The organism is Phytopseudomonas straminea, assembly GCF_900112645.1.
Lineage (GTDB): Bacteria > Pseudomonadota > Gammaproteobacteria > Pseudomonadales > Pseudomonadaceae > Aquipseudomonas > Aquipseudomonas straminea.
The window spans coordinates 92,558-118,537 of the sequence record NZ_FOMO01000011.1; the positions used below are offsets into that span (position 1 = coordinate 92,558).

General features: G+C 65.0%; 21 protein-coding genes. 18 read left to right on the forward strand and 3 right to left on the reverse strand.

Features of this window, described 5'->3' with window-relative positions; genetic code table 11:
• The first annotated feature begins 35 nt into the window (after positions 1-35).
• The 8 genes from BM279_RS20710 to BM279_RS20745 all read left to right on the forward strand — a co-directional run bounded on the left by BM279_RS20710 (position 36) and on the right by BM279_RS20745 (position 9,304).
• The gene (locus BM279_RS20710; RefSeq protein ID WP_093506916.1) at positions 36-770 is read left to right on the forward strand and encodes a response regulator; all 735 of its coding nucleotides are present in this window, start codon (positions 36-38) and stop codon (positions 768-770) included.
• The gene (locus BM279_RS20715) at positions 760-2,217 is read left to right on the forward strand and encodes an ATP-binding protein (protein WP_093506918.1); all 1,458 of its coding nucleotides are present in this window, start codon (positions 760-762) and stop codon (positions 2,215-2,217) included. Before BM279_RS20710 ends, BM279_RS20715 begins: the two co-directional genes overlap by 11 nt.
• Before the next feature lie 142 nt (positions 2,218-2,359).
• Positions 2,360-3,592 (forward strand): D-mannose isomerase, encoded by a 1,233-nt coding sequence (locus BM279_RS20720; RefSeq protein WP_093506920.1) that lies wholly within the window; start codon positions 2,360-2,362, stop codon positions 3,590-3,592.
• 115 nt (positions 3,593-3,707) lie between these two features.
• Positions 3,708-4,976, forward strand: a complete 1,269-nt coding sequence (locus BM279_RS20725; protein WP_093506922.1) for an ABC transporter substrate-binding protein — start codon at positions 3,708-3,710, stop codon at positions 4,974-4,976.
• A 115-nt stretch (positions 4,977-5,091) separates the two neighbouring features.
• The gene (locus tag BM279_RS20730; protein ID WP_093506924.1) at positions 5,092-6,000 is read left to right on the forward strand and encodes a carbohydrate ABC transporter permease; all 909 of its coding nucleotides are present in this window, start codon (positions 5,092-5,094) and stop codon (positions 5,998-6,000) included.
• On the forward strand, positions 5,993-6,823 hold the full coding sequence (locus BM279_RS20735) for a carbohydrate ABC transporter permease (RefSeq protein WP_093506926.1): 831 nt from the start codon (positions 5,993-5,995) through the stop codon (positions 6,821-6,823). Before BM279_RS20730 ends, BM279_RS20735 begins: the two co-directional genes overlap by 8 nt.
• Positions 6,824-6,851: 28 nt before the next feature.
• Positions 6,852-7,997, forward strand: coding sequence for an ABC transporter ATP-binding protein (locus tag BM279_RS20740; RefSeq protein ID WP_093506928.1), 1,146 nt, complete (start codon positions 6,852-6,854; stop codon positions 7,995-7,997).
• 74 nt (positions 7,998-8,071) lie between these two features.
• The gene (locus BM279_RS20745) at positions 8,072-9,304 is read left to right on the forward strand and encodes a maltoporin (protein WP_093506930.1); all 1,233 of its coding nucleotides are present in this window, start codon (positions 8,072-8,074) and stop codon (positions 9,302-9,304) included.
• Between the two features lie 377 nt (positions 9,305-9,681).
• Here BM279_RS20745 and BM279_RS20750 read toward each other — a convergent pair whose 3' ends face one another.
• A complete protein-coding gene (locus BM279_RS20750; protein ID WP_093506932.1) occupies positions 9,682-10,551 on the reverse strand; it encodes a MurR/RpiR family transcriptional regulator in 870 nt (289 codons plus the stop codon).
• 169 nt (positions 10,552-10,720) lie between these two features.
• On the opposite strand from BM279_RS20750, the gene zwf reads away from it, so the two are divergent.
• The 10 genes from zwf to BM279_RS20805 all read left to right on the forward strand — a co-directional run bounded on the left by zwf (position 10,721) and on the right by BM279_RS20805 (position 23,178).
• Complete coding sequence (zwf, locus tag BM279_RS20755) at positions 10,721-12,190, forward strand: glucose-6-phosphate dehydrogenase (protein ID WP_093506934.1); 1,470 nt, start codon at positions 10,721-10,723, stop codon at positions 12,188-12,190.
• The gene (gene pgl, locus BM279_RS20760; RefSeq protein ID WP_093506936.1) at positions 12,177-12,890 is read left to right on the forward strand and encodes a 6-phosphogluconolactonase; all 714 of its coding nucleotides are present in this window, start codon (positions 12,177-12,179) and stop codon (positions 12,888-12,890) included. The genes zwf and pgl overlap by 14 nt, the downstream gene beginning before the upstream one ends.
• A gap of 19 nt (positions 12,891-12,909) precedes the next feature.
• Positions 12,910-13,569: a bifunctional 4-hydroxy-2-oxoglutarate aldolase/2-dehydro-3-deoxy-phosphogluconate aldolase gene (locus BM279_RS20765; protein ID WP_093506939.1), complete on the forward strand. Its 660-nt coding sequence runs from the start codon at positions 12,910-12,912 to the stop codon at positions 13,567-13,569.
• A gap of 94 nt (positions 13,570-13,663) precedes the next feature.
• On the forward strand, positions 13,664-14,482 hold the full coding sequence (locus tag BM279_RS20770) for a shikimate 5-dehydrogenase (protein WP_093506941.1): 819 nt from the start codon (positions 13,664-13,666) through the stop codon (positions 14,480-14,482).
• 243 nt (positions 14,483-14,725) lie between these two features.
• On the forward strand, positions 14,726-14,884 hold the full coding sequence (locus BM279_RS20780) for a DUF3309 family protein (RefSeq protein ID WP_004373322.1): 159 nt from the start codon (positions 14,726-14,728) through the stop codon (positions 14,882-14,884).
• 120 nt (positions 14,885-15,004) lie between these two features.
• Positions 15,005-16,018, forward strand: a complete 1,014-nt coding sequence (locus BM279_RS20785; RefSeq protein WP_093506945.1) for a ligase-associated DNA damage response exonuclease — start codon at positions 15,005-15,007, stop codon at positions 16,016-16,018.
• Positions 16,015-17,754, forward strand: coding sequence for an ATP-dependent DNA ligase (locus BM279_RS20790; RefSeq protein ID WP_093506947.1), 1,740 nt, complete (start codon positions 16,015-16,017; stop codon positions 17,752-17,754). Before BM279_RS20785 ends, BM279_RS20790 begins: the two co-directional genes overlap by 4 nt.
• A complete protein-coding gene (locus BM279_RS20795) occupies positions 17,751-20,330 on the forward strand; it encodes a ligase-associated DNA damage response DEXH box helicase (RefSeq protein WP_093506949.1) in 2,580 nt (859 codons plus the stop codon). Before BM279_RS20790 ends, BM279_RS20795 begins: the two co-directional genes overlap by 4 nt.
• Positions 20,327-20,986, forward strand: a complete 660-nt coding sequence (pdeM, locus tag BM279_RS20800) for a ligase-associated DNA damage response endonuclease PdeM (RefSeq protein ID WP_093506951.1) — start codon at positions 20,327-20,329, stop codon at positions 20,984-20,986. The genes BM279_RS20795 and pdeM overlap by 4 nt, the downstream gene beginning before the upstream one ends.
• 269 nt (positions 20,987-21,255) lie before the next feature.
• Positions 21,256-23,178 (forward strand): methyl-accepting chemotaxis protein, encoded by a 1,923-nt coding sequence (locus BM279_RS20805; protein WP_093506953.1) that lies wholly within the window; start codon positions 21,256-21,258, stop codon positions 23,176-23,178.
• 862 nt (positions 23,179-24,040) lie between these two features.
• Here the strand turns inward: BM279_RS20805 and BM279_RS20815 are convergent.
• Entirely contained in the window at positions 24,041-24,823 is a 783-nt protein-coding gene (locus BM279_RS20815; protein ID WP_093506956.1) for a hypothetical protein, read from the reverse strand.
• A 48-nt stretch (positions 24,824-24,871) separates the two neighbouring features.
• A complete protein-coding gene (locus BM279_RS20820; protein ID WP_093506959.1) occupies positions 24,872-25,852 on the reverse strand; it encodes an alpha/beta hydrolase in 981 nt (326 codons plus the stop codon).
• Positions 25,853-25,980 lie beyond the last annotated feature (128 nt).

The window sequence follows — 25,980 nt, forward strand, 5'->3', positions numbered from 1 at the left end:
GTCTAGCATCGCCAATAACAACAAGGATTATCGATGTGAGCCCAACCGGAAAATCGATCCTGCTGGTCGATGACGACCAGGATATTCGGGAACTGCTGCAAACCTACCTCGGCCGCGCCGGCCTGCAAGTACGCACCGTGGCCGACGGTGCGGGGTTTCGTGAAACCTTGTGCGAAGGTGGCGCCGATCTGGTCATCCTTGACGTGATGCTGCCCGACGAGGACGGCTTCAGCCTGTGCCGCTGGACGCGCGAGCACCAGCGCTTCGCTCAGGTGCCGATCATCATGCTGACCGCCAGCTCCGACGAGGCCGACCGCGTCGTCGGCCTGGAGCTGGGCGCTGACGACTACATCGGCAAACCCTTCAGCCCCCGGGAACTGCTGGCGCGCATCAAGGCACTGTTGCGACGGGTGAATTTCGCCCAGGAACGTGGCGCCGATGTGCTGGCCTTCGACGACTGGCGCCTGGACATGGTCAGCCACCGGTTGTTTCACCGTGACGGCGAGGAAGTGCTGCTTTCCGGTGCCGACTTCGCGCTGCTCAAGCTGTTTCTCGATCACCCGCAGCAGATTCTTGACCGTGACACCATCGGCAACGCCACCCGTGGCCGCGAGATGATGCCGCTCGAGCGCATCGTCGATATGGCGGTGAGCCGACTGCGCCAGCGTTTGCGTGATACCACCAAGCCGCCACGGCTGATCCGCACCGTGCGCGGCAGCGGTTACCAACTGGCCGCCAGTGTCAGCGCCCAGGCCGGCAATGCGCGCTGACTGGCGTCGGCTGCTGCCGATTCCACGCTCGCTGCTGGGCCGCATGCTGCTGCTGACGCTGCTCTCGGTGCTGGTGGCGCAGACGCTGTCCAGCGCCATCTGGCTATCGCAACTGCGCGCCACCCAGCTCGAAGGTCTGGTGACTTCCGCGCGCAGCCTGGCCCATTCGATGTCGGCCAGCGTGCGCTACTTTCGTTCGCTGCCGGTGGCCTACCGGCCCATGGTGCTCGATCAACTGCGCAGCATGGGCGGCACCCGTTTCGTGGTCAGCCTCAATGACCGGCCGCTGGCCATGCAGCTGCTGCCCGCCACGCCGCGCAAGCTGGCGGTGACCGAGGCAGTGAGCGATGTGCTGCACGCGTCACTGGGCAAGAATGCGGACATCTCCGTGAGCTTCGTCAGCCCCGATGACCTGCGCATCTTCAATGGCGGCGTGAAGCTCGACGAGCTGCCGCGCTCATGGGCCCACTACGCGCTGACTCTCGAGCCGGTCAATCCGCCTGTCCTGGTCACCCAGATCCAGCTCGCGCCTGGCGAATGGCTGTATATCGCCTCGCTGTTGCCCGAGCCCTACACCAGCCTGGAAGAGCCGGTGCTGCCGACCCAGCAGCTGTGGTTCATCTTGCTCAGCAGCGGCTTTCTGCTGTTGTTCATCGGCATTCTGGTGCGCTGGCAGAGTCGGCCACTCAAACGCCTGGCCCGCGCCGCGCGGCACCTGTCGCTGGGCGCCGATATCCAGCCGGTGGAGGAGGCCGGCGGCAAGGAAGTCGTCGAGGTGGCACGGGCCTTCAATGCGATGCGCGAGCGCATCAGCCGTTATCTGACCGAGCGCGCCCAGCTGTTCAGCGCCATTTCCCATGACCTGCGCACGCCGATCACCCGCCTGCGCCTGCGCGTCGAGCTGCTCGACGACGAAACCCTGCAGGCCAAGTTCGGCCGCGATCTCGATGAGTTGGAGCTGCTGGTCAAGGGCGCGCTGCAGTGCGTCAAGGACACCGACATTCACGAGAACATCGAATCGGTGGACCTCAACCAGCTGCTGCACTGCCTGGTCGAGCCTTACCTGGCGCCGACCGGCAATGGCCGGGTAACCCTGCATGGCGAGGCCGGCGCGGCCTATCTCGGCAAGCCGCTGGCGCTGCGCCGCTGTATCGGCAACCTGATCGACAATGCCTTGAAGTACGGCCACCGCGCCCATCTGCATGTCGAGGATGACGACGAGGCCTATGTGCTGCACGTCGATGACGAAGGGCCGGGCGTGCCCGAGCAGCGCCTGGAACAGGTGTTCGAGCCGCACTTTCGCCTGGCCGGACAGCAGCAGGGCTACGGCCTGGGGCTCGGCATCGCGCGCAACATCGCCCACAGCCATGGTGGCGAGGTGAGCCTGCAGAACCTGCGTGAAGGCGGCCTGCGGGTAACCCTGCGCCTGCCGCGGATGCCCGATTGAATGTCACCGCCCTGTGACAAAGCCGCCGGCCTTCGTTACCTGAGCAGCCCCGGCGCGCCAGTAGACTCGGGCGACCACAGCCCACGAGCCGGGCGGGCAACTTGCCCCTGAGGCGCCGGCTCGCTTGCATGGAATAACAATAATGATCACACCCCCATTACCTGCCGACAGCTGGCTGGTGAAGCCCGCCCATCAGGCCTGGCTGAATGCCGAAGGCCTGCGCCTGCTGCCGTTTGCCCGTGCGTCGAAGGTCGAAGAGGGTTTTGCGGCCCTCGATGAAAGGGGCGCGTTGCCGCCCGCTGCCATTGCTGAATTGATTCATACCACGCGCATGACCCATTGCTTCGCCCTGGCTCATCTGCAGGGAATTCCTGGCTATGGCGCACTGGTCGATCACGGCGTCGCTACGCTGCAAGGCCGGCTGCGTGACGAGGTGGCCGGCGGCTGGTTTGCAGACGCCACCCGCAAGAGCGACAAGAGCGCCTATCTACACGCTTTCGTGGCCCTGGCGGCCAGTTCCGCCCAGGCGGCTGCGCGCCCCGGCGCTGATGGGTTGCTGGAGGAGGCGATCGGCATCCTCGAGAGGCATTTCTGGAGCGAGGAAGAGGGCGCGCTACGAGAGAGCTTCAGCCGCGACTGGTCCGAGGAAGAAGCCTACCGTGGCGCCAACAGCAACATGCACGGCGTGGAAGCCTTTCTCGCCCTGGCCGATGTCACTGGCGACAGCGTCTGGCTGCAGCGTGCGCTGCGCATTGCCGAGCGGCTGATTCATGGGCATGCCGCCGCCCGCGGCCATGCGGTGGTCGAGCATTTCGACTGCCAGTGGCAGGCGCTGCCCGAGTACAACGCCGACAACCGCGCCGATCCGTTTCGCCCTTACGGCAGCACGCCCGGCCATAGCTTCGAGTGGGCGCGCCTGCTGCTGCACCTGGAAGCCGCTCTGCAGCGCGCGGGGCTGGAGGCGCCCGGCTGGCTGCTGGATGATGCCCGCGGCCTGTTCGACAGCGCCTGCCGCGACGCCTGGCACGCCGATGGCGCGCCAGGGCTGGTCTACACCCTCGACTGGCAGGCGCAACCGGTGGTGCGGGCGCGCCTGCACTGGGTGCAAGCTGAAGCCAGCGCCGCCGCCGCAGCTTTGCTACGACGCACCGGGGAGTCGGATTACGAGCAGTGGTACCGATGCTTCTGGGAATTCACCGGCCGGCATTTCATCGACCTGTGCCAGGGCAACTGGCATCACGAGCTCGATACCGAGAATCGCCCGGCGGCGGCTATCTGGCCCGGCAAACCCGATCTGTATCACGCCTACCAGGCCGTGCTGCTGCCGCGTCTGCCACTGGCGCCGAGCCTGGCCACCGCACTTTCGGCCATGTAACGAGGTGGTGACATTCACGCATCCCTTCGTTACTTGGTCGCCTGGCAACCCTGATTAAACTCCCTGCAACGCAAGCACCCTGACTTGCCGCTAACAATAAAAGAAAGGTACTTCGATGAACGCGATCACCCGTCTCGCTACTGCCGTTTCTCTCGCTTCCCTGTTCCCCCTCACCGCGCTGGCGGCCGACTCCAAAGGTACGGTCGAGGTCGTGCATTGGTGGACCTCTGGTGGCGAAGCGGCAGCCGTCAAGGTCCTGCGTGAGCTGGTCGAGAAGGACGGCTACACCTGGAAGGACAGCGCAGTAGCCGGTGGTGCCGGCTCGGCCGCCATGACTGTACTCAAGACCCGCGTGGTCTCCGGCAACCCGCCGGGCGCCGCGCAGATCAAGGGCCCGGACCTGCAGGAGTGGGGCGCGCTGGATTTGCTCGCGCCGCTGGATGACGTGGCCAAGGCCAACAACTGGGATGGCCTGCTGTCGAAAACCGTCGCCAACACCATGAAGTACGACGGCCACTACGTCGCCGTGCCGGTGAACATCCACCGCGTCAACTGGCTGTGGATCAACCCGGCAGTCTTCAAGAAGGCCGGCATCGACAAGGCGCCGACCACCCTGGACGAACTCTACGCCGCTGGCGACAAGCTCAAGGCTGCCGGCTTCACGCCGCTCGCCCACGGTGGCCAGCCGTGGCAGGACAGCACCGTGTTCGAAGGCCTGGTGCTCGGCATCATGGGCGCCGAGGGCTATCACAAGGCGTTCGTCGAGAACGACGAGGCGACCTTGACCAGCCCGAAAATGACCGAAGTGTTCACCGCGCTGAAAAAGCTCTCCACCTACATGGACGACAACCGCGCCGGCCGCGACTGGAACCTGGCCACTGCCGAAGTCATCGACGGCAAGGCCGGCATGCAGATCATGGGCGACTGGGCCAAGAGCGAATGGACCGCCGCCGGCAAGGTCGCGGGCAAGGACTACCAGTGCGTGCCGATGCCGGGCACCGCCGGCAGCTACACCTACAACATCGACTCCATGGCCATGTTCAAGCTCAAGAACGAGGGCGACATTGCCGCTCAGCACGACCTGGCGCGCATCGCTCTGGAGCCCGAGTTCCAGTACGTGTTCAACGAGAACAAGGGCTCGATCCCGGTACGTTCGGACCTCGACATGAGCAAGTTCGACAGCTGCGCCCAGGCCTCCATGAAGGATTTCCAGGAAGCCGACAAGGCCGGCAAGCTGGAGCCGAGCATGGCCCACAGCATGGCTACCAACCTGGCGGTGCAGGGCGCGATCTTCGATGTGGTCACCAACTTCATGGCCGATAAGAACGCCGACCCGAGCAAGGCCGGCGCGCAAATGGCCGCGGCGATCAAATCCGCTCAGTAACCTGAAGCGGGCCGCCGTCCGGCGGCCCGCCTGATTTCACCTTCCACTGCGTGACGGGCATTTGGCTCGCCCCTGGTGGAGTTCGTTCCGAGTTTCTGCAATCACGGTAGGCCCGATGAGTGTCACGACGGTAATCGGCAAGGCTTCACCCTTCGATGCGCTGCAGCGCTGGCTGCCCAAGCTGGTGCTGGCGCCCACCATGCTGGTGGTGCTGGTGGGGTTCTACGGCTACATCCTGTGGACGGCGGTGCTGTCGTTCACCAATTCCAGCTTCATGCCCAGCTACAAGTGGGTGGGCCTGCAGCAATACATGCGGCTGATGGATAACGACCGCTGGTGGGTCGCCAGCAAGAACCTGATGGTCTTCGGTGGCATGTTCATCGGCATCAGCCTGGTTATCGGCGTGCTACTGGCGGTGCTGCTCGATCAGCGCATCCGCCGCGAAGGGGTGATCCGCACCATCTACCTGTACCCGATGGCGCTGTCGATGATCGTCACCGGTACCGCCTGGAAATGGCTGCTCAACCCCGGCCTGGGCCTGGACAAACTGTTGCGTGACTGGGGCTGGGAAGGCTTTCGCCTGGACTGGCTGGTCGACCCCGAGCGGGTCGTCTACTGCCTGGTGATCGCCGCGGTGTGGCAGGCCTCGGGCTTCGTCATGGCGCTGTTTTTGGCTGGCCTGCGCGGCGTCGATCAGTCGATCATCCGCGCCGCTCAGGTCGATGGCGCGAGCCTTCCGACCATCTACCTGCGCATCGTGCTGCCGAGTCTGCGTCCGGTGTTTTTCAGCGCGGTGATGATCCTCGCTCACATCGCCATCAAGAGTTTCGACCTGGTCGCGGCGATGACCGCAGGCGGCCCTGGCTACGCCTCCGATCTGCCGGCGATGTTCATGTACAACTTCACCTTCAGCCGCGGCCAGATGGGCATCGGCTCAGCCAGTGCGATGCTGATGCTCGGCGCGATCCTGGCCATTCTGGTGCCGTACCTCTACTCGGAATTGCGAGGCAAGCGCCATGACTAACGCCTTCAGTCCAAGCCGCCTGGCGATTCACGCCACCCTGTTGTTCGCCGCCGCGCTGTACCTGGTGCCGCTGGTGGTGATGCTGCTGACCAGCTTCAAGACCCCCGAGGACGTGCGCGCCAGCAACCTGCTGTCGCTGCCCGACGTATTCACCCTGATCGGTTGGGTCAAGGCCTGGGACGTGGTCGGCGGGCACTTCTGGAACTCGGCGAAGATGGCCATTCCGGCGGTGCTGATCTCCACGGCCATCGGCGCGCTCAACGGCTACGTGCTGTCGATGTGGCGCTTCCGTGGCTCGCAGCTGTTCTTCGGCCTGCTGCTGTTCGGCTGCTTCCTGCCGTTCCAGACCATCTTGCTGCCGGCCTCGTTCACCCTCGGCAAGTTCGGCCTGGCCAACACCACCGTCGGCCTGGTGCTGGTGCACGTGGTGTACGGCATCGCCTTCACCACGCTGTTCTTCCGCAACTTCTACGTCAGCGTGCCGGATGCTCTGGTCAAGGCCGCTCGCCTGGATGGCGCGGGGTTCTTCACCATCTTCGGGCGCATCCTGCTGCCGATGTCGGTGCCGATCATCATGGTCTGCCTGATCTGGCAGTTCACCCAGATCTGGAACGATTTCCTGTTCGGCGTGGTGTTCGCCAGTGGCGACGCCCAGCCGATCACCGTGGCCCTCAACAACCTGGTCAACACCAGCACCGGGGCCAAGGAATACAACGTGGACATGGCCGCGGCGATGATCGCCGGGCTGCCGACCCTGCTGGTGTACATCCTGGCAGGCAAGTATTTCCTGCGCGGCCTTACGGCTGGCGCGGTAAAGGGCTGAAAGCCCTGCTTTCAGAGTGGAGAAGTAGATGGCAACGCTCGAACTGCGCAACGTCAACAAGTCCTACGGCAGCGGCCTGGCGGACACCCTGAAAAGCATCGATCTGAAAATCGACGACGGCGAATTCCTGATCCTGGTCGGCCCCTCGGGCTGCGGCAAATCCACCCTGATGAACTGCATCGCCGGCCTGGAGAACATCAGCAACGGCGCCATTCTGGTCGACGATGCGGATATCAGTGGCATGAGCCCCAAGGATCGCGACATCGCCATGGTGTTCCAGTCCTACGCGCTGTACCCGACCATGAACGTGCGCGACAACATCGCCTTCGGCCTTAAGATGCGCAAGATGGCCCCGGCGGCCATCGACGAGGAAGTGGCGCGGGTCGCCAAGCTTTTGCAGATCGAGCACCTGCTGGCGCGCAAGCCCGGCCAACTCTCCGGTGGCCAGCAGCAGCGCGTGGCCATGGGCCGGGCCCTGGCGCGGCGGCCGAAGATCTACCTGTTCGACGAGCCGCTGTCCAACCTCGACGCCAAGCTGCGCGTGGAGATGCGTACCGAAATCAAGCTGATGCACCAGCGCCTGAAGACCACCACGGTGTACGTCACCCATGACCAGATCGAGGCCATGACCCTGGGCGACAAGGTGGCGGTGATGAAGGAGGGCGTGATTCAGCAGTTCGGCACGCCGCAGCAGATCTATAACGACCCGGCCAACCAGTTCGTGGCGAGCTTTATCGGCTCGCCACCGATGAACTTCATCCCGGTGCAACTGCAGCGCCGCGACGGCCAGGCGTGGGCTGTGCTCACCTCTTCGGCCGGGCGCTGCGAACTGCCCATGGGCGAGCTGCCCGAAGGTGCCGAACAGCGTGACATGCTGCTCGGCGTGCGCCCCGAGCAGGTGCAGCTGGCGGGCGCGGGGCAGGGCCATGGGCTGCCTGCTCAGGTGGAAGTCACCGAGCCCACCGGCCCGGACACCCTGGTTTTCGTGACCGTCAATGACAGCAAGCTGTGCTGTCGTCTGGCGCCGGATCAGGCGCCGGCGGTCGGCCAGCCTCTGCAACTGTCCATCGATGCGGCGCGCGTCCTGCTGTTCGACGCCAACAGCGGTGAGCGCGTGCGGCCCCTGACCCGCGCCGCGCAGCCGAGCAATGTCACCTCGCTAACGAATCGTTGAGAAGGAGCCGGCCTCGCAGTCCTGAGGCTGGTAAAGCAAAGCGGTAACAACAATAAAAAACTGCAGGAGAGGATATGAAACGATCAGCAGGTATCGGCCTGGCCTTGGCGCTGGGCTCCCTGACACTGCCGGTTACGGCCATGGCGACGGAATTTTCCGGCTACGTGCGCAGTGGTGCCGGCACGGCCGACGGCAACGGCCGGCAATCATGCTTCCAGCTGCCGGGCGCGCGTTCCAAGTACCGTCTGGGTAACGAGTGCGAACACTACGCCGAGCTGGATCTGCGTCAGGATCTGTTCACGCTCGACGACGGCTCGGTGCTGAGCATTGAGGGCATGGCGCAGCTGTTCAACGAATACGGCCACACGCCTAAATTCACCGGCGACCGCGGCACTGCGCGGATGAACCAGATGTACGCCGAGTGGAGCAAGATGCCGGCGCTCAACGGCGGCTCGCTGTGGGCCGGGCGACGTTTCTACAAACGTAACGACATCCACATCTCCGACTTCTACTACTGGAACCAGAGCGCCACCGGTTTCGGTATCGACGAGATGAAGATCGGTGATTACAAGTACAGCTACGTGTTCTCGCGCAAGGACAGCTACGACCAGAAGGAATACATCAACCGTCACGACTTCAACGTCGGCGGCTTCGTTACCAACCCGGGTGGCGAGGTCGAAGTGGGCGTCAGCTATATCGACAAGCCTTCTTCCGTTGACGATTCGAACAGTGGCTGGGCGGTGACCGGCCAGCACGTGCAGAAGAACTTCCTTGGCCTGGGCGGCGACAACAAGTTCGCCCTGCAATACGGCGAGGGTCCGGGTACCGGCCTTGGTTACACCGGCGATCCGACTCTGGATCGCAGCGCCAAGAGCTGGCGTGTGGTCGAGTTCTTCGACTTCCAGATGACCCCGCGTCTGGGGGGGCAGGTGCAGGCCGTGTACCAGAAGGACAAGCGTGAAGACGGTGGCGACCAGGACTGGTGGTCGGTGGGCGGGCGTACCAGCTATGCCTTCACCCAGCAGTTCAAGCTGGTCGGCGAGATCGGCCACGACCAAGTGGACGCCTCTGGCGGCACCCGCAAGCTGAGCAAGTTCACCATCGCGCCGACCTGGTCGCCGAACGGCCCCGGCTTCTTCGAGCGCCCGGAAATTCGCCTGTATTACACCTACGCCACCTGGAACAAGGCGGCGCAGGAAGCGGCGAATCTGCTGGCTGAAGGCTCCGCATTGTCCGACACCGGCGCCTTTGGCAGCTCGCGCAACGGCTCCAACTTCGGCGTGCAGGTCGAGTACTGGTGGAAGTAGGGCGCTGATACCTTTGCGCTTGCGTGGCTCCAGTGGTGGGTTACGCGGCGCTCCGGTACCGTGCTGAGCCGCCGTTGGCGTTCTGGCGCAGTTCCACACCCACCCTACGGACCCCATCCCGTGAGGTGGGTGGAGGCGCTGATCGCTGGTGTTGGCCTTGGCTCGGTCTTCGTGCGCCGTAACCCACCATTGAGATCGGCGTGGCCCGCGCGGTGGGTTACGCAGCGCTCCGGGATCGTGTTGAGTCGTTGTTAGCGTTCCGGCGCCGCTCCACCCACTCTACGGACCCCATCCTGTAGGGTGGGTGGAGGCGCTGGTCGCTATTGTCGAGCCGGCATCGATCTTTGTGCGCCGCAACCCACCATTGGTATCGCGTATCAACCCGGCTCTTCGCTGGCTGGGTAACGGCTGGCGTTGAGGCTTTCCTTGATCTTGCGCAGGTGCGGCTGGAAATCCGCGCCGCGGCGCAGCGTCATGCCGGTTGCCAGTACGTCCAATACCGTCAATTGAATGATGCGCGAGGTCATCGGCATGTAGATGTCGGTGTCTTCGGGTAGCGGAATATGTACGCTGAGGCTGCAGGCCTGGGCCAGCGGTGAGCCGGCGGCGGTCAGGCCTAGTACCGAGGCGCCATTCTCCCGCGCCAGGCGCGCCACCTCGACCAGCTCGCGGGTGCGGCCGGTATAGGAAATGATCACGAACAGGTCACCGGTGTGCGCCACCGAGGCGAGCATGCGCTGCATCAGCACGTCGGCGTGGGCGGATACGGCGAGGTTGAAGCGGAAGAACTTGTGTTGGGCGTCCAGCGCCACCGGCGCCGAGGCGCCAAGGCCGAAGAAGTGGATCTGCCGGGCCTGGATCAGCAGGTCGACGGCGCGACTGATCAGATGCGGGTCCAGGCTCTGGCAGGCGCTGTCCAGTGAGGCGATGGCGCTGCCGAAAATCTTGCGGGTATAGGCCTCGGGCTCGTCGTCGGCTTCCACCGCGCGGCTCACGTACGCGGCGCCGCTGGCCAGGCTCTGAGCCAGCTGCATCTTCAGTTCCGGGTAACCGTTTACGCCGAACGAGCGGCAGAAACGGTTGACCGTTGGCTCGCTGACCTGGGCGGCCTGGGCGAGGGCGGCGATGCTCAGGCGGGTGGCCTGCTGCGGATTGAGCAGTATCACTTCGGCGACCTTACGCTCAGCCTTGTTCAGGCTCTCGAGGCGGCCCTGGATCTGTTCGAGAAGGTTGCGCACGCGATCCATTATTGTCCTTGTTCGATGAAATGCCGGGTTAATCCTAAGCCGGGGCTGGTCTACTGGCTACCGGCTTCCACGCACTCTACGAATATGTTGTGGTTATTACTACATTTTTGGTTGCGAAATGGCGATTTACTCGCTATCAATAGGGCAACTTGATAGAAGAACAAAGATCATGTCGATGATTCCCGTTGAGCCTTGTACCCTCGCACTGTTTGGCGCCCTGGGCGATCTGGCATTGCGCAAGCTGTTTCCCGCCCTCTATCAGCTCGACCGTGCCGGGCTGCTGCACGAGGATACCCAGTTGCTCGCCCTCGCGCGCGACAGCGGCGACCCTGACAAGCACCTGAGTACTATCGACGCGCACCTGCGCCGTTACCTACCAGCTTCCGAACTGGACGAGACGGTGATGCAGCGCTTCCAGGGGCGCATGCGTTATCTGAGCATGGAATTCCTGCCCGCCGACAGCTACCCGCAGCTGGCCGAAATGGTCGGCAGCGGTCGCCAGCTGATCGCCTATTTCGCCACACCGGCCTCGGTGTACGGCGGCATCTGCGCCAACCTGGCAGCGGTCGGCCTGGCCGAGAACACCCGGGTGGTGCTGGAGAAACCCATCGGCCATGACCTCGATTCTTCGCGCGCGGTCAACGATGCGGTGGCGGCCTATTTCCCGGAAAGCCAGGTCTATCGGATCGACCATTATCTGGGCAAGGAAACGGTGCAGAACCTGATTGCCCTGCGCTTCGCCAACAGCCTCTTCGAGACCCAGTGGAACCAGAACCACATCACCCACGTGGAAATCACCGTGGCGGAAAAGGTCGGTATCGAAGGCCGCTGGGGTTACTTCGACAAGGCCGGCCAGCTGCGCGACATGATTCAGAACCATCTGCTGCAGCTGCTCTGCCTGATCGCCATGGACCCGCCCGGCGATCTGTCCGCCGATGCCATCCGTGACGAGAAGGTCAAGGTGCTCAAGGCCCTCGAACCGATGACCGCCGAGCAGCTGTCGCGTCACGTGGTGCGCGGCCAGTACGTGGCCGGCACCAGTGACGGCAAGCCGGTTCCCGGCTACCTGGAAGAAGAGAATTCCAACGCCCAGAGCGACACCGAAACCTTCGTCGCCCTGCGCGCCGACATCCGCAACTGGCGCTGGGCCGGCGTGCCGTTCTACCTGCGTACCGGCAAGCGCATGGCGCAGAAGCTGTCGCAGATCGTCATCCACTTCAAGGAGCCGCCGCACTACATCTTCGCGCCAGAACAGCGTCAGTTGATCGGCAACAAGCTGATCATCCGCCTGCAGCCGGACGAGAGCATTTCCCTGCAGGTGATGACCAAGGACCAAGGCCTGGACAAGGGCATGCAGCTACGCAGCGGCCCGCTGCAGCTGAATTTTTCCACCGCCTACAAGAGTGCGCGGATTCCCGATGCCTACGAGCGTCTGCTGCTGGAAGTGATGCGCGGCAATCAGAACCTGTTCGTGCGCAAGGACGAGATCGAGCACGCCTGGCAGTGGTGCGATCAGCTGATCGCCGGCTGGAAGAAACTCGGCGACCCGCCCAAGCCATATGTCGCCGGCACCTGGGGGCCGATGAGTTCCATCGCCCTGATAACTCGCGATGGGAGGGCCTGGTATGGCGATCTCTGACCTCGAATTTCCCGTGGGCGTGGTCGCCCGCAGTCACAGCGATGCGCAGCACCTGGCGAGCGCGCTGGCCGAGAACGTGGCCGGCGCGCTGTGCGCTGCCATCGACAGCCACGGCCAGGCGACCCTGGTGGTGTCCGGTGGGCGCAGCCCGATCGCTTTCTTTAAGGCGCTGTCGCAGCAATCCTTGCCCTGGAACAAGGTGCTGGTAAGCCTGGCCGACGAGCGCTGGGTGCCAACCAGTCACGAGGACAGCAACGAGGCGCTGGTACGCCGCCATCTGCTGCAGGGGCCAGCTGCCGAGGCTCGGTTGCTGGGGCTGTATCACAGTGCTGGCAGCCTCGAGGAGGCGGCCGAACTCACCGAGCAGGCGCTGCGTGGCTTGCCAGTCATCGACGTGCTGGTACTGGGCATGGGCACCGACGGGCATACCGCCTCACTGTTCCCCAATAGCCCGAACCTGGAAGAGGCGCTCAGCGAAAACTGCCCGCGCCGCTGCCTGCCGATGCTGGCACCCAGCGTGCCGCACCAGCGCCTGACCCTGACCCTGCCGCTACTCAGGGCGGCCCGCCTGCCGCTGCTGGCGATCGAGGGGCCGGGCAAGCTCGCGGTACTCGAACAGGCCCTGCAGCAAGACAATCACAAGAACATGCCGATCAGCGCGTTCCTGCGCGCGCCGCTCGAAATCTACTGGTGCCCTTAGGCCCGAAAGGAACACGACCATGACACAAGCCATCAGCCGTCCAGCCCCGACCATGGCGGAAAAGATCGAAAGCATCGACGCGCTCTGCGCCCGTGCGCGGATCATGCCGGTGATCACCATCGCCCGTGAGGAAGACATCCTGCCGCTGGCCGACGCCCTGGATGCCGGCGGCCTGCAGGTGCTGGAAATCACCCTGCGCTCGCCCCATGGCCTGACCGCCATTCGCCGCCTGCGTGAAGAACGCCCGCATCTGTGCGTGGGCGCCGGCACGGTGCTCGATCGCCACATGCTCGAAGCGGTGGAGGATGCCGGCGCCCAGTTCATCGTCAGCCCCGGTTCTACTGACGAACTGCTGCGCGCCGCGCTGCAGAGCCAGGTGCCGATGCTGCCGGGCGTGGCCAGTGCCTCGGAGATCATGGTCGGCTATGCCCTGGGCTATCGCCGCTTCAAGCTGTTCCCGGCCGAGGTCTGTGGCGGTACCGCCGCGCTCAAGGCGCTGGGCGGACCGTTTGGCGATATCCGCTTCTGCCCGACCGGTGGTGTCGGCCCGGCCAACGTGCAAAAGTACATGGCGCTGGCGAACGTGATGTGCGTGGGCGGCAGCTGGATGCTCGACAGCAGCAAAGGCTGGGACGCCGTACGCCAGGCCAGTGCCGACGCCCTGGCGCTGCTGGGCTGAATCACGGCCCGCCACGTGCGGGCCTGCATGACCATTTTTCTGTCGCCGGCTCGATGCCTCCGTCGCGCCGGCGTCTCTATTTCCGAGGTTCCGAATGACCCTGCGCATCAGCAAAGACACTCGCCTGTGCATGTCGCTGTCCGGGCGGCCCGGTAACTTCGGCACGCGTTTTCAGAACTACCTGTACCGCGAGCTGGAGCTGGATTACCTGTACAAAGCGTTCACCACCAGCGATCTGCCGGCGGCCATCGGCGGCATCCGTGCCCTTGGCGTACGCGGCTGTGCGGTGTCGATGCCGTTCAAGGAGGCCTGCATCGAGCACCTCGATGGCTTGCACGACTCGGCGGCGACCCTGCAGTCGGTCAACACCATCGTTGCCGATGATGGCCGGCTGACCGGCTACAACACCGACTACAGCGCGGTGGTGAAACTGCTCCAGAAACACGGCGTGCCTGCGGCCAGCCGCTATGCCTTGCGTGGTAGCGGCGGCATGGCCAAGGCCGTGGCCTGCGCATTGCGCGACAGCGGCTTCGCCGACGGTTGCATCGTCGCCCGAAACGAGGCGGCGGGCAGGGCGCTGGCCGAGCAGTGCGGTGTGCACTGGCGCGAGGCGTTGGACGACGAACCGGCGCAGTTGCTGGTCAACGTCACGCCACTGGGCATGCGTGGCGCCGAGGCCGAACAGTTGGCCTTCAGCGAGCAGGCGGTGGCGGCGGCGCAGTGGGTTTTCGACGTGGTCGCGGTACCGGTGGAAACCCCGCTGATCCGCCTGGCCCGCTCCCTGGGCAAGCCAGTGATCACCGGCGGCGAAGTGATCGTGCTGCAGGCCGTCGAGCAGTTCGTGCTGTACACCGGCGTGCGCCCTGATAACGAGCTGATCGAGCGGGCCGCGTGCTTCGCCCTGGCCGATTAGCAACGCCCGTCTCCTACCGTGTTCTGACCGGGCTTCTGGGCCCGGTCATTAAAAGTTTGCACTTTCCGTTTCCCGGCCAAGTCGTAAAAGGTGTAGGGCATGGCGCTGCGTCGAGCGCTCTGCCAGACGCTGGCTTCGCCGTAGCGCCATGCCCTGCAATCCGAACGGAACGCCTTATCCAGGCTTCCGAAGCCAGGTGCGTCGCTAACCGGCGGCCGCCGACAGACGAGCAAGGAGATAGCCATGGGCTTGGGAACCATACTGCTGATCATTCTGATCCTGATGCTGATTGGTGCCATCCCGGCATGGCCGCACAGCCGCAGCTGGGGCTACGGCCCGACCGGCGGCCTCGGTCTGGTGCTGGTCATCGTGCTGGTGCTGTTACTACTGGGCTACATATGAGCCAGCGCCTGCATCGCTGATGCAGGCGCCGTCGCCAGCGGCAAACACCGCTGGCGGCGGCTCGACTCAGGCAATACTCGCTTTACCCCCCCCTCATTGTTATTTGCGGAGGCCGCCTGCTTGGATCTGGTGATTGCACGGCCCGAAGGCCTGTACTGTCCTCCCGGAGATTTCTATATCGACCCCTGGCGCCCCGTCGAGCGCGCCGTCATCACCCACGGCCATGGTGACCATGCGCGCACCGGCAGCGCCCATTATCTGGCCGCAGCGCCGGGTGAGGGTATTCTGCGCACGCGCCTGGGTCGCGACATCAATTTGCAGACCCTGGCCTACGGCGAAACCATCGACCACCATGGCGTGACCCTGAGCTTCCATCCCGCCGGCCACGTGCTGGGATCGGCCCAGGTGCGCCTGGAGTACCGGGGCGAAGTCTGGGTCGCCTCGGGCGACTACAAGGTCGAGCCGGACGGCACCTGCGACCCGTTCGAGCCGGTGCGTTGCCATACCTTCATCACCGAGTCGACTTTCGGTCTGCCGATCTACCGCTGGCAGCCCCAGGCGCAGATCTTCGCCGGCATCAACGACTGGTGGCGCCAGAACCAGCAGGCCGGGCGCGCCAGCGTGCTGTTCTGCTACGCCTTTGGCAAGGCGCAGCGCATCCTGCATGGCATCGACGAAAGCATCGGGCCGATCCTCGGTCATGGCTCCATGGAACCGCTGCATCAGGTGTATCGCGATGCTGGCGTTTACCTGCCCGAAACGCGCTATGCCGGTGATGTGCCAAAGGGCGACCCGCTGCTGCGCCAGGCGCTGGTCCTGGCACCGCCGTCGGCTGGCGGCAGCACCTGGATACGCCGTTTCGGCGATTACAGCGATGCCTTCGCCAGTGGCTGGATGTTGCTGCGCGGCACGCGTCGGCGCCGTGGCGTGGACCGCGGTTTCGTGCTGTCCGACCACGCCGACTGGCCGGGCCTGCTGTGGGCCATCGAGCAGACCGGCGCCGAGCGGGTGATGGTTACCCACGGTTCGGTGAACATTCTCGTTCGCCATCTGCGCGAACAGGGCCTGGATGCCCAAGCGTTCGCCACCGAATACGGCGAGGAAGACGACGCGGCCGTGGAGCCGAGTTCATGATCGCCTTCGCGCAGCTGTATGCGCGCCTCGACGCCACCACCTCGAGCAACGCCAAGCTCGCTGCCCTGCAGGATTACCTGCGCGATGCCGAGCCGGCCGATGCCGCCTGGGCCGTGTACTTTCTGGCCGGTGGACGGCCTCGGCAACTGGTGCCTTCGCGGCAACTGCGCGAACTGGCGATGCAGCGCGCCGGCTTGTCCGAGTGGTTGTTCGAGGAAAGCTATTCGGCGGTGGGCGACCTGGCGGAAACCATCGCACTGTTGTTGCCCGAGGCCACCTCGACCTCTACAGACGGCCTGGCGGTGTGGGTCGAGCAGAAGCTGCTGCCGTTGCGCGACCTGCCGCCCGATGAACTGGCGATGCGCCTGGACGCCCTGTGGGCGCAGCTCGACCGGCCATCGCTGATGGTCAGCATCAAGCTGATCACCGGCGCATTCCGGGTCGGGGTTTCCAAGCTGCTGGTCACCCGTGCCCTGGCGGCCATCGCCGAGGTGGACGCCAAGCGCGTCGCCCAGCGCCTGGTCGGCTATACCGACCTGTCGAACCGGCCCACGGCGGCGTCCTACGAACGGCTTATCGCCGCTGAATCCGAAGACGAGCACGCCCAGCGCGGCGGCCAGCCCTATCCGTTCTTCCTCGCCCATCCGCTACAGCGCCCGCTCGAGGAATTCGACGCCAGCCTGGGCTCGCCCGGCGATTGGCTGATCGAGTGGAAGTGGGATGGCATTCGCGCGCAACTGGTCAAGCGCGACGGCCAGCTGTGGGTCTGGTCGCGGGGTGAGGAGTTGATCAGCGAGCGCTTTCCCGAACTGCAGGAATTGGCGCCGCTGCTGCCCGATGGCACGGTGATCGATGGCGAGCTGGTGGTCTGGCGCCACGCGCCGGAAGCGACCGCCAGGCAGGGCGAATTGATGGCCGCGGCGGCGGATGAGCCTGCCGAGCGCCTCAACGATCAGGTCGAGGAGCAGCTCGAACGCTTCGGCATTCAGCCGTTCGCCTTGCTGCAGCAGCGCATCGGCCGCAAGACCCTCAGCCGCAAGCTGCTCGAGGAAGTGCCGGTGGCGGTGCTCGCTTACGACCTGCTGGAGTGGCAGGGCGAGGACTGGCGCAGCCACCCGCAGCACCAGCGTCGTGCGCAGATGGAACAGGTGGTGGCTAGTTGTGCCAGCCCTCGGCTGATGCCGTCGCCGCTGCTGCACGGCGACACCTGGCAGGCGCTGGCCGAGCAGCGCGAAGCCTCACGCTCGCTGGGTGTCGAGGGCATGATGCTCAAGGCCCGTGAGTCGGCCTATGGCGTGGGGCGCAGCAAGGACGTCGGCGTGTGGTGGAAGTGGAAGATCGACCCGTTGAGCGTCGACGCCGTGCTGATCTACGCCCAGCGTGGCCATGGCCGGCGCGCCAGTTTGTACAGCGATTACACCTTTGCCGTGTGGGACGGCGCACCAGGCGATCCCGAACGGCGTCTTGTGCCCTTCGCCAAGGCCTATTCGGGGCTCACCGACGAGGAGATGCGCAAGGTCGATGCCATTGTGCGCAAGACCACGGTGGAGAAATTCGGCCCGGTGCGCAGCGTCACACCCAGCCTGGTATTCGAGCTGGGCTTCGAAGGCATCGCCCGTTCGCCCCGGCACAAGAGCGGCATCGCCGTGCGCTTTCCGCGGATGCTGCGCTGGCGTCATGACAAAGGCGTGGAGGAGGCCGATACCCTGGAGCTGCTGCAGGAATTGCTACCATGAGCCTGGCCAGCACATGGCTGCGGCGCAACGGCTGGAAGGCTTTCGATTTCCAGAAGGAGGTCTGGCAGGCCGTCGCCGATGGGCAGAGCGGCTTGCTGCATGCCTCCACCGGCGCCGGCAAGACCTACGCGGTATGGCTGGCCGCGCTCAATCGTTTCGCCGGTAAGGCGTCGCCGAAAAAGGCTCCAGTCAGCAAACGAGCGCCGGCAGCGGCGCCGTTGACAGTGCTGTGGATCACCCCGATGCGCGCCCTGGCTGCCGATACGCAGCGTGCCTTGCAGGCGCCGGTCGACGGCCTGGAGCTACCCTGGACGGTGGGCATGCGCACCGGCGACACCGGCAGCGCCGAGCGCCAGCGCCAGTCGCGGCGCCTGCCCACGGCGCTGGTCACCACCCCCGAAAGCCTGACCCTGCTGCTGACTGGCGCCGACGCGAAAAACCAGTTCGCCCATGTCGGCATGCTGATCGTGGACGAGTGGCACGAGCTGCTCGGCAACAAGCGCGGTGTGCAGTTGCAGCTGGCCCTGGCGCGGCTGCGCCGGTGGAATCCGCAATTGATCATCTGGGGGCTGTCGGCGACGCTGGGTAATCAGCCTCACGCTCTGGAGGTCTTGCTGCCCGACGGCAACGGCCGTCTGGTGCACGGCGAGCAGGGCGGCAAACCGCTGATCGACACACTGTTGCCGCCGGCGGTGGAGCGCTTTCCCTGGGCCGGTCACCTGGGCTTGCGGTTGCTGCCCCAGGTGGTCGAAGAGCTGGAGAGCAGCAGCGTGAGCCTGGTGTTCACTAATACCCGCTCGCAGTCGGAGCTCTGGTATCAGGCGTTGCTCGAGGCCCGGCCGGACTGGGCCGGGCTGATCGCCCTGCATCACGGCTCGCTGGCCCGCGAAGTGCGCGACTGGGTCGAGAACGGGCTCAAGCAGGGCAAGCTCAAGGCGGTGGTGTGCACCTCCAGCCTGGATCTGGGGGTCGACTTCCTGCCGGTCGAGCGGGTGCTGCAGATCGGCTCGGCCAAGGGCGTCGCCCGTTTGCTGCAGCGCGCCGGGCGCTCCGGCCATGCGCCCGGGCGCACCTCGCGCGCCACCCTGGTACCGACCCATGCCGTGGAACTGCTCGAGGCGGCGGCCCTGCAGGATGCGGTAGCGGCGGGGCGTATCGAGGCCCGTGAATCCCCCCATCAGCCGCTGGACGTACTGGTCCAGCACCTGGTCAGCATGGCCCTCGGCGGTGGCTTCCGGCCTGACGAGTTGCTGCGCGAAATACGTGGTACCTGGGCCTATCGCGACCTCGATGAGGCGCAGTGGCGCTGGGCACTGGCCTTCGTGCGCCAGGGCGGCGAGTCCCTGAGTGCCTACCCGGATTACCAACGTGTCGAGCCGGACGCAGAGGGCGTGTGGCGGGTGCCCAGCCCGCGCCTGGCGCGGCGCCACCGGATGAGCGTGGGCACCATCGTCAGCGATGCCAGCCTGACCGTGAAATGGTGGAGCAAGGGCGGCGGTGGCGGTTCCCTGGGCAGCGTGGAAGAGGGTTTCATCGCCCGCCTGCGGCCCGGCGACGTGTTCCTGTTCGGCGGCCGCCCGCTGGAGCTGGTGCGGGTCGAGAACATGACCGCCTACGTCAAGCGCAGCGCTGCCGGCAAAGCCAGCGTACCGCGCTGGAATGGCGGGCGCATGCCGCTTTCCAACACCCTGGCCGAAGCGCTGGTGGCGCGCTTCGGCGAGGCTGCTCAAGGCCGTTTCGAGGGTCCGGAAATGCGCCTGCTGCAGCCGCTGCTCGAGGTGCAGGCCAACTGGTCGGCATTGCCGGCGCCCGGCACGTTGCTGGCCGAAACCCTGCATTCGCGCGAAGGCTGGCACCTGTTTCTCTATCCCTTCGCCGGGCGCAACGTGCATCTTGGGCTGGCCAGCCTGCTGGCCTGGCGCCTGGGCCAGCGGCGGCCGTTGAGTTTTTCCATCGCCGTCAACGACTACGGCCTGGAACTGCTGTGCGCCAGTGAAGTGGAGTGGGGGCAGCTGCTCGACGGCGAGCTGTTCGACGAGCGCGATCTGTTGCATGACGTGCTCGCCAGCCTCAATGCCGGAGAGCTGGCACAGCGGCGCTTTCGCGAGATCGCGCGGATTGCCGGGCTGGTGTTCGGCGGCTATCCCGGAGCCGGCAAGAGCCTGCGCCAGGTACAGGCTTCCAGCGGCCTGTTCTTCGACGTGTTCCGCCAGTACGACCCCGGCAACCTGTTGCTCGCCCAGGCCCATGACGAAGTGCTGAGCCAGGAACTGGACGTGCAGCTGCTGCGTCACACCCTGGCCGACATGCGCGCCGCGCAGCTGAACCTGCACGCCTTGCGCCGTGCTACGCCGCTGGCGTTCCCGTTGATGGTCGAGCGCTTTCGCGAGCGGCTCAGTTCGGAAAAGCTCGCCGACCGCATCGCCCGTATGCTCGGCGAACTGGAGCGCGCCGCCGGGCCTGGCCCGCAGGTGGCGGACGCTCCGCTGGTCGAGGTCGAACCGGCAAGCCGTCGCCGCGAGCGCAAGCGCAAGGATGGGCGTCCGCGAGGCAAGGCCAAGGCCGGATCTGCATGAGTGCAGCTCATCTGGCAGTGGAGCTGGCCGGGGAAACCCTCTGGCTGCTGGCCGACAAGGCGCTGTACTGGCCGGCCCGCCAGGCGCTGCTGATCGCCGATGCGCATTTCGGCAAGGCGGCCACCTACCGCGTACTTGGTCAGCCCGTACCCCAGGGCACCACGGCGCGCAACCTGGAGCGCCTCGACCGGATACTGCAGGACTATCCCACCCGGCAACTGATCTTTCTCGGCGACTTCCTGCATGCCAGGCCGGCGCGCGGTGGCAGCACCCTGGCCGCCTTGCAGGCCTGGCGAGCCCGCAATCCCGCCCTGCAGATCCTGCTGATACGTGGCAACCATGATCGCAGTGCCGGTGATCCCCCGGCCGAGCTGGGTATCGAGGTGGTGGGCGAGCCTTGGCCGATGGGGCCGTTCGCCTTGTGTCATGAGCTGACGAGCTGCCCGGGCCGCCACGTGCTCGCCGGGCACTTGCATCCGGTGTTCGTGCTGCGTGGGCGAGGGCGGGACCGGTTGCGCATGCCGTGCTTCTGCATCGAGCCGGCGGCGACTCTGCTACCGGCGTTCGGTGAGTTCACTGGCGGCCTGGCCATCGAGTCGATGCCAGAACGTGCCATTTATGGCGCCCTGGATGGGGCGGTGTGGCGATTGGCCTGATTACGGTGTGGCATATCGCCACAGTTCGGTCAGACGGAAAACTGACGATCAGCCTCTTATCCGCTGTAAATCGTTGAACAATCGTGATTCGGTTCACAGTCCCGGCAGTAACTCTCACCGGGCATCGCCGTTGGTCGACTGAAACGTTTCACCTTCCTCTAGTTATTTGCCTCGCGGTCGATAGAATGCCTGCCGCAAAAAAATCAGACTGGTCCAACAACAATTCTCCAGCTGCTCTAACTCGGTTAAAAAAGTCGGAGAACTATTGAATGAACAGCTGGTTTTCGAACATCAGCGTCACCCTGAAACTTGCCTTGGGCTTCGGCCTCGTGCTCGCGCTCACCTGCATTCTTGCCCTGGTCGGCTGGACCAGCCTCGGTAGCCTGGTGCAGCGCAGCGACTGGACGGCGGATATCGCTCACCTGAACGATACCTTGACCGACCTGCGTATCACCCGCCTGCAGTACATGCTGGCCAACGGCGACGAAACCATCGCCGAAACCGTGCAAAAGTCCCTCGACGGCTTCAAGGCCCAGCACGGCCAGGTACTGGCCAAGTTCAAGAGCCCCGAGAACGTACGCCTGCTGCAGGCCCAGGGCGCGCAGATCGATGCCTATCAGCTGTCGTTGAACAAGATGCGCGGTGGCTTTCGTGCCAGCAACGACGCGCGCCAGGAGATGACCCGCAACGCGGTGACCGCTGGCGAAGCGATCGATGAGATCAACACGGCGGTGATGAGCCTGCCGCCCTACGATGACAGCCGCGCCGCCCAGTTCCAGGCCATTACCAAAGCCAAGGAAGACTGGCAGCTGGTGCGTTACCAGGTGCGCGGCTATACCGGCAGCCCGAATGCCGATGCCGAGCGCGTGGCCGTGGCCCAGATCGATACCACCATCAAGGACATGGACGACTTCCGCCAGGCCTTCGCTGCCGAGCACCCGCAGCGCGTCAACCAGGTTACCGCGGCGCTGGACAAGTACCGTGATGCGGTCATGGCCTTCAAGGCCGCTATCGACACCATCGCCGTGGCGCGCAAGGAGCTGACCGACGAAGGCTACGAGATCGTGCGCATCAGCAAGGAGCTGACCGCCATCCAGATGGAACGCCGCAACAGCGAAACCGCCTCAGCCCGCACCCTGCAGCTGACTACCACGCTGATCGCGCTGTTGGTCGGTGTGTTGGCGGCCTGGCTGATCACCCGCCAGATCACCCGCCCGCTGCAGGAAACCCTGGTGGCAGTGGAGCGCATCGCCGGTGGCGACCTGAGCCAGACCCTGCAGGTGACCCGGCGCGACGAAATGGGCGTGCTGCAGCTGGGCATCCAGCGCATGGGCAGTACATTGCGTGACCTGATTGGCGGCATCCGCGACGGCGTCACCCAGATCGCCAGCGCCGCCGAAGAGCTGTCGGCCGTGACCGAGCAGACCAGCGCCGGGGTGAACAGCCAGAAAGTGGAAACCGATCAGGTAGCCACCGCCATGCACGAGATGTCTGCCACTGTTCAGGAAGTCGCGCGCAACGCCGCCGACGCCTCGCGCGCCGCCTCCGATGCCGACCGCGAAGCCAATCAGGGTGATCGCGTGGTCGGCGAGGCCATCGCGCAGATCGAGCGCCTGGCTGCCGAAGTGACGCGCTCCACCGAAGCGATGAGCCACCTTCAGCAGGAGAGCAACAAGATCGGCAGCGTGATGGACGTGATCAAGGCGGTGGCCGAGCAGACCAACCTGCTGGCCCTCAACGCCGCCATCGAAGCCGCCCGCGCTGGTGAAGCCGGCCGTGGTTTCGCCGTGGTCGCCGACGAGGTGCGTGGCCTGGCCCAGCGCACGCAGAAATCCACCGAGGAGATCGAGGAGCTGGTCGCCGGCCTGCAGCATGGCACCCAGCAGGTCGCCAACATCATGCACAGCAGCCGCGAGCTGACCGACAGCACCGTGGAGCTGACCCGCAAGGCCGGTGGTTCGCTGGAAAGCATCACCCGTACGGTATCCAACATCCAGTCGATGAACCAGCAGATTGCCGCCGCTGCCGAGCAGCAGAGCGCGGTGGCCGAGGAGATCAGCCGCAGCGTGATCAACGTGCGCGACATCTCCGAGCAGACCGCAGCCGCCAGCGAGGAAACCGCCGCCTCCAGCGTCGAGCTGGCTCGCCTGGGTAGCCAGCTGCAGCAGATGGTCAGCCACTTCCGCGTCTGATCGCGGCGGTGAGCTGAAACGAAAAGGCTGTTGCTCGATGAGCAACGGCCTTTTTTGGTTTTTCGCGGAGTTTTGTGGAAGCCAGTTTTGGCACCGTACTGGCAACTTAGTGTGTCATCTCGTTAGGCGTTTGAACGCCGCTGCTTTGTGTGCAGAAACTCCCTGTTTCGCCCCCTCGGGCGACTCACTTTTCTTTGAAGTGCGCAAAGAAAAGTAAGCAAAAGAAAGCGCACCCCATCATCCGGCCCTGGCTGCGCGAGGGTTCGTTCGCTCCATCGTTGCTCCGAGGGTCGGCTTAAAGGGCCATTCCTGGCCCTTTAAGCCTCTCGCGGCGCCCCTTTACGCAACGATTCCACTCACCCTCCTGAAGGGGACATTCGCGCACCTGCCCGACCGGGCATGCTTTTTCGGATGCACGGGATAGCACCCAGGTCAGCCTATGGCTGACCTCACCTTCAAGCACACAAAGCTCCGTGAATTACCTTCGGTTCAATGGGGCGCGCGCAGAGCCCGTCCAGGAGGGCGAGCGCAATCGTTGTGGAAGAGGTTGAGCGGCATGGATGCCGCGAGAGCCGCGATGGGCCATGGATGGCCCTTCGCGGCGTGCCTCTGGAACAGCGATGGAGTGAGCGAATCCCGGCGCAGCCGGGGCCGGATGATCGGGCGGAGGGTTTTGGTTACTTTTGCCCGCAAAAGTGACTCGCCCGACAGGGCGAAACCGGAGACGTCAGTAGGACCTCGATAAGCCGATAGACCGCTTGAGCGCCAAAACCACCCGCGTACTCACACTAACTTGCCAGTCCGGTGTCCCGCACGTTCCCAAACCGTGCGAAGCCCCTTGTTTAACAACCATGGAAACCCGTTAGTGCGTGGCAATCCAGATCAGCAAACCGGCCTGGAACAGACAGAAGGCCACCAGACAGCCGATGGTGAAGCGCAGGCCGCCATCCTCACGCTTGAGTTGCTCCAGGCGCTCGCGCTGCTTGCGCAACTGCACGTCCTGTTCCTGCAGGTTCTGGTCGGCCTGTTGCAGCATCTGCGCGGCGTCCAGCTGTTCGATGAACTGCACCTTCTCGCCATTCCAGTCGCTGTGCAGAGCGCTTAGGCGCGAGGCGCTGTACTGGGCCTTGAGCTGATTTTCTTGGTAGTCGACGCTGAAACCCTGGGCCTTGAGGCAGTGATCGCGGCGCGCGCGGGCTTCGTCGTTGAGCGCATCGCGGCTCGGCAGCGGGCCGCTTTCCAGGGTGTAGTGGGCGCAGTGCTGTTTGGCCCAGGCTGCCGCCTGGGCCAGCAGGAAGCGCCCCAGGCCTCGGTTCTGGGGCTCCAGGCTCAGGCCGCTGTCAGGGCCGAAGCGCGCTTCCTTGTTGCGGTGATCGAGCCACAGTTCCAGTACGTTTTGCTCCTTGCGCACCTTCTGGCCGGGCAGCTGCAGGCTCAGGCGCAGCAGGCTCTGTTCCTTGCTGTGCCGCTCTACACGGCCTAGCTGCACGAAGCGCAGCGGGCGGGCGCCGGTGTGGCGGTCGACGGGCAGGGGCGACAGACGCAGCAGGCGAAAATGCTCCGGCCCAAGGCCGTCCCAGGGATGGGAAGGGGCGGGCTGTTCGCTTTCCGGCGGGGCGACGGCGGTGGTTTCGCTGTCGGTCATCTGGCGCTCCTTGGGGAGCCGCCTGGCAGGGCGGGCTCATGATCGGTTCTAGCCGTTATCGGCAGCCTTGCCGTTATCTGCAGGCGGCAGTGCCTTGATGAAGCTTGCCAGGCGGGTGGTCAGGCCGCGGGCAAGCGGCAGATCCGGGTTGTTATAGGACGCTAGTTGCGCCTCCATGTCCATCGGCACGATGCGCAGCACATGGTTCATGCCGTTGACGATTTGCAGCTCCGCCCTTGGGTTGGCAGCATGCAGCGCCTCGGCGTCCTGCACGCTGACCTGAATGTCGTGATCGCCCTGCAGGATCAGCGCCGGCGCCTTGACCTGGGCGAAGGCGGCCGCGGGATCCTGGCGGAACAGGGAAATCAGGTAAGGCTGCACGCTGGTACGAAACAGCACCGTCAGCTCGTCCGACACCTGGGGCACCTGGCGTCCTTCATGCAGGGCTTCGAGCAGCGCCTCGGCTTCGCCACGCAGGTGCGGCGGCAGGCGGTTGCGCAGTTGCTCGCGCAGCAGCTGGTCGATGGGCCGCGCACTGCCGGCGATGGACACCAGAGCATCGGCACCCGATTGATTGGCTGCCAGTGTGGCGATTAGCGCACCTTCGCTGTGGCCGACCAGAATTACCTGGCTGAAGCGTTTGTCCTGGCGCAGCTGCTGCACCCAGGCGACCACGTCGGCCGCATAACGCTCAACGCTGAGGTCGCGCTCATGGGGCGTGGCGGCAAAGCTTTCGCCGATGCCGCGCTTGTCGTAGCGCACGCTGGCGATGCCTTGCTGGGCCAGGGCCATGGCCAGCTTGCGGTGGGCGTCGTTATGGCCGCCACCAGGGTTGTTGCCGTTGCGGTCGGTCGGCCCGGAGCCGGCCACCAGCAGCACCACGGGCACCGGCGCGTCGCGCTGCGGTAGTACCAGCGAGCCGTTCAGCACGCCCTGGCCGGTATCCAGGCTGACCGGCTCACGCAGGATGGGAGCGGCCTGAACCAGGCCGGTAAACAGGGAAAGGGTCAAAAGCAGGGCTCGCAGCATGATGGTGGCAGGTCTGTGATGGGCTCTGTTGGACGCTGGCCAATGGCCAAAGGTTCGCGCGCGGGTGATCTCGGCGGTTGGCTGGGAGTATACTCAGCGGCTTTCTTCATGGGCCTGCCTTTTCGCCG

Coding starts and splice junctions, on each gene's coding strand:
- BM279_RS20715 (WP_093506918.1), top strand. CDS start 760: ATGCGCGCTGACTGGCGTCGGCTGCTGCCGATTCCACGCTCGCTGCTG.
- BM279_RS20720 (WP_093506920.1), top strand. CDS start 2,360: ATGATCACACCCCCATTACCTGCCGACAGCTGGCTGGTGAAGCCCGCC.
- BM279_RS20725 (WP_093506922.1), top strand. CDS start 3,708: ATGAACGCGATCACCCGTCTCGCTACTGCCGTTTCTCTCGCTTCCCTG.
- BM279_RS20730 (WP_093506924.1), top strand. CDS start 5,092: ATGAGTGTCACGACGGTAATCGGCAAGGCTTCACCCTTCGATGCGCTG.
- BM279_RS20735 (WP_093506926.1), top strand. CDS start 5,993: ATGACTAACGCCTTCAGTCCAAGCCGCCTGGCGATTCACGCCACCCTG.
- BM279_RS20740 (WP_093506928.1), top strand. CDS start 6,852: ATGGCAACGCTCGAACTGCGCAACGTCAACAAGTCCTACGGCAGCGGC.
- BM279_RS20745 (WP_093506930.1), top strand. CDS start 8,072: ATGAAACGATCAGCAGGTATCGGCCTGGCCTTGGCGCTGGGCTCCCTG.
- BM279_RS20750 (WP_093506932.1), bottom strand. CDS start 10,551: ATGGATCGCGTGCGCAACCTTCTCGAACAGATCCAGGGCCGCCTCGAG.
- zwf (WP_093506934.1), top strand. CDS start 10,721: ATGTCGATGATTCCCGTTGAGCCTTGTACCCTCGCACTGTTTGGCGCC.
- pgl (WP_093506936.1), top strand. CDS start 12,177: ATGGCGATCTCTGACCTCGAATTTCCCGTGGGCGTGGTCGCCCGCAGT.
- BM279_RS20765 (WP_093506939.1), top strand. CDS start 12,910: ATGACACAAGCCATCAGCCGTCCAGCCCCGACCATGGCGGAAAAGATC.
- BM279_RS20770 (WP_093506941.1), top strand. CDS start 13,664: ATGACCCTGCGCATCAGCAAAGACACTCGCCTGTGCATGTCGCTGTCC.
- BM279_RS20780 (WP_004373322.1), top strand. CDS start 14,726: ATGGGCTTGGGAACCATACTGCTGATCATTCTGATCCTGATGCTGATT.
- BM279_RS20790 (WP_093506947.1), top strand. CDS start 16,015: ATGATCGCCTTCGCGCAGCTGTATGCGCGCCTCGACGCCACCACCTCG.
- BM279_RS20795 (WP_093506949.1), top strand. CDS start 17,751: ATGAGCCTGGCCAGCACATGGCTGCGGCGCAACGGCTGGAAGGCTTTC.
- pdeM (WP_093506951.1), top strand. CDS start 20,327: ATGAGTGCAGCTCATCTGGCAGTGGAGCTGGCCGGGGAAACCCTCTGG.
- BM279_RS20805 (WP_093506953.1), top strand. CDS start 21,256: ATGAACAGCTGGTTTTCGAACATCAGCGTCACCCTGAAACTTGCCTTG.
- BM279_RS20815 (WP_093506956.1), bottom strand. CDS start 24,823: ATGACCGACAGCGAAACCACCGCCGTCGCCCCGCCGGAAAGCGAACAG.
- BM279_RS20820 (WP_093506959.1), bottom strand. CDS start 25,852: ATGCTGCGAGCCCTGCTTTTGACCCTTTCCCTGTTTACCGGCCTGGTT.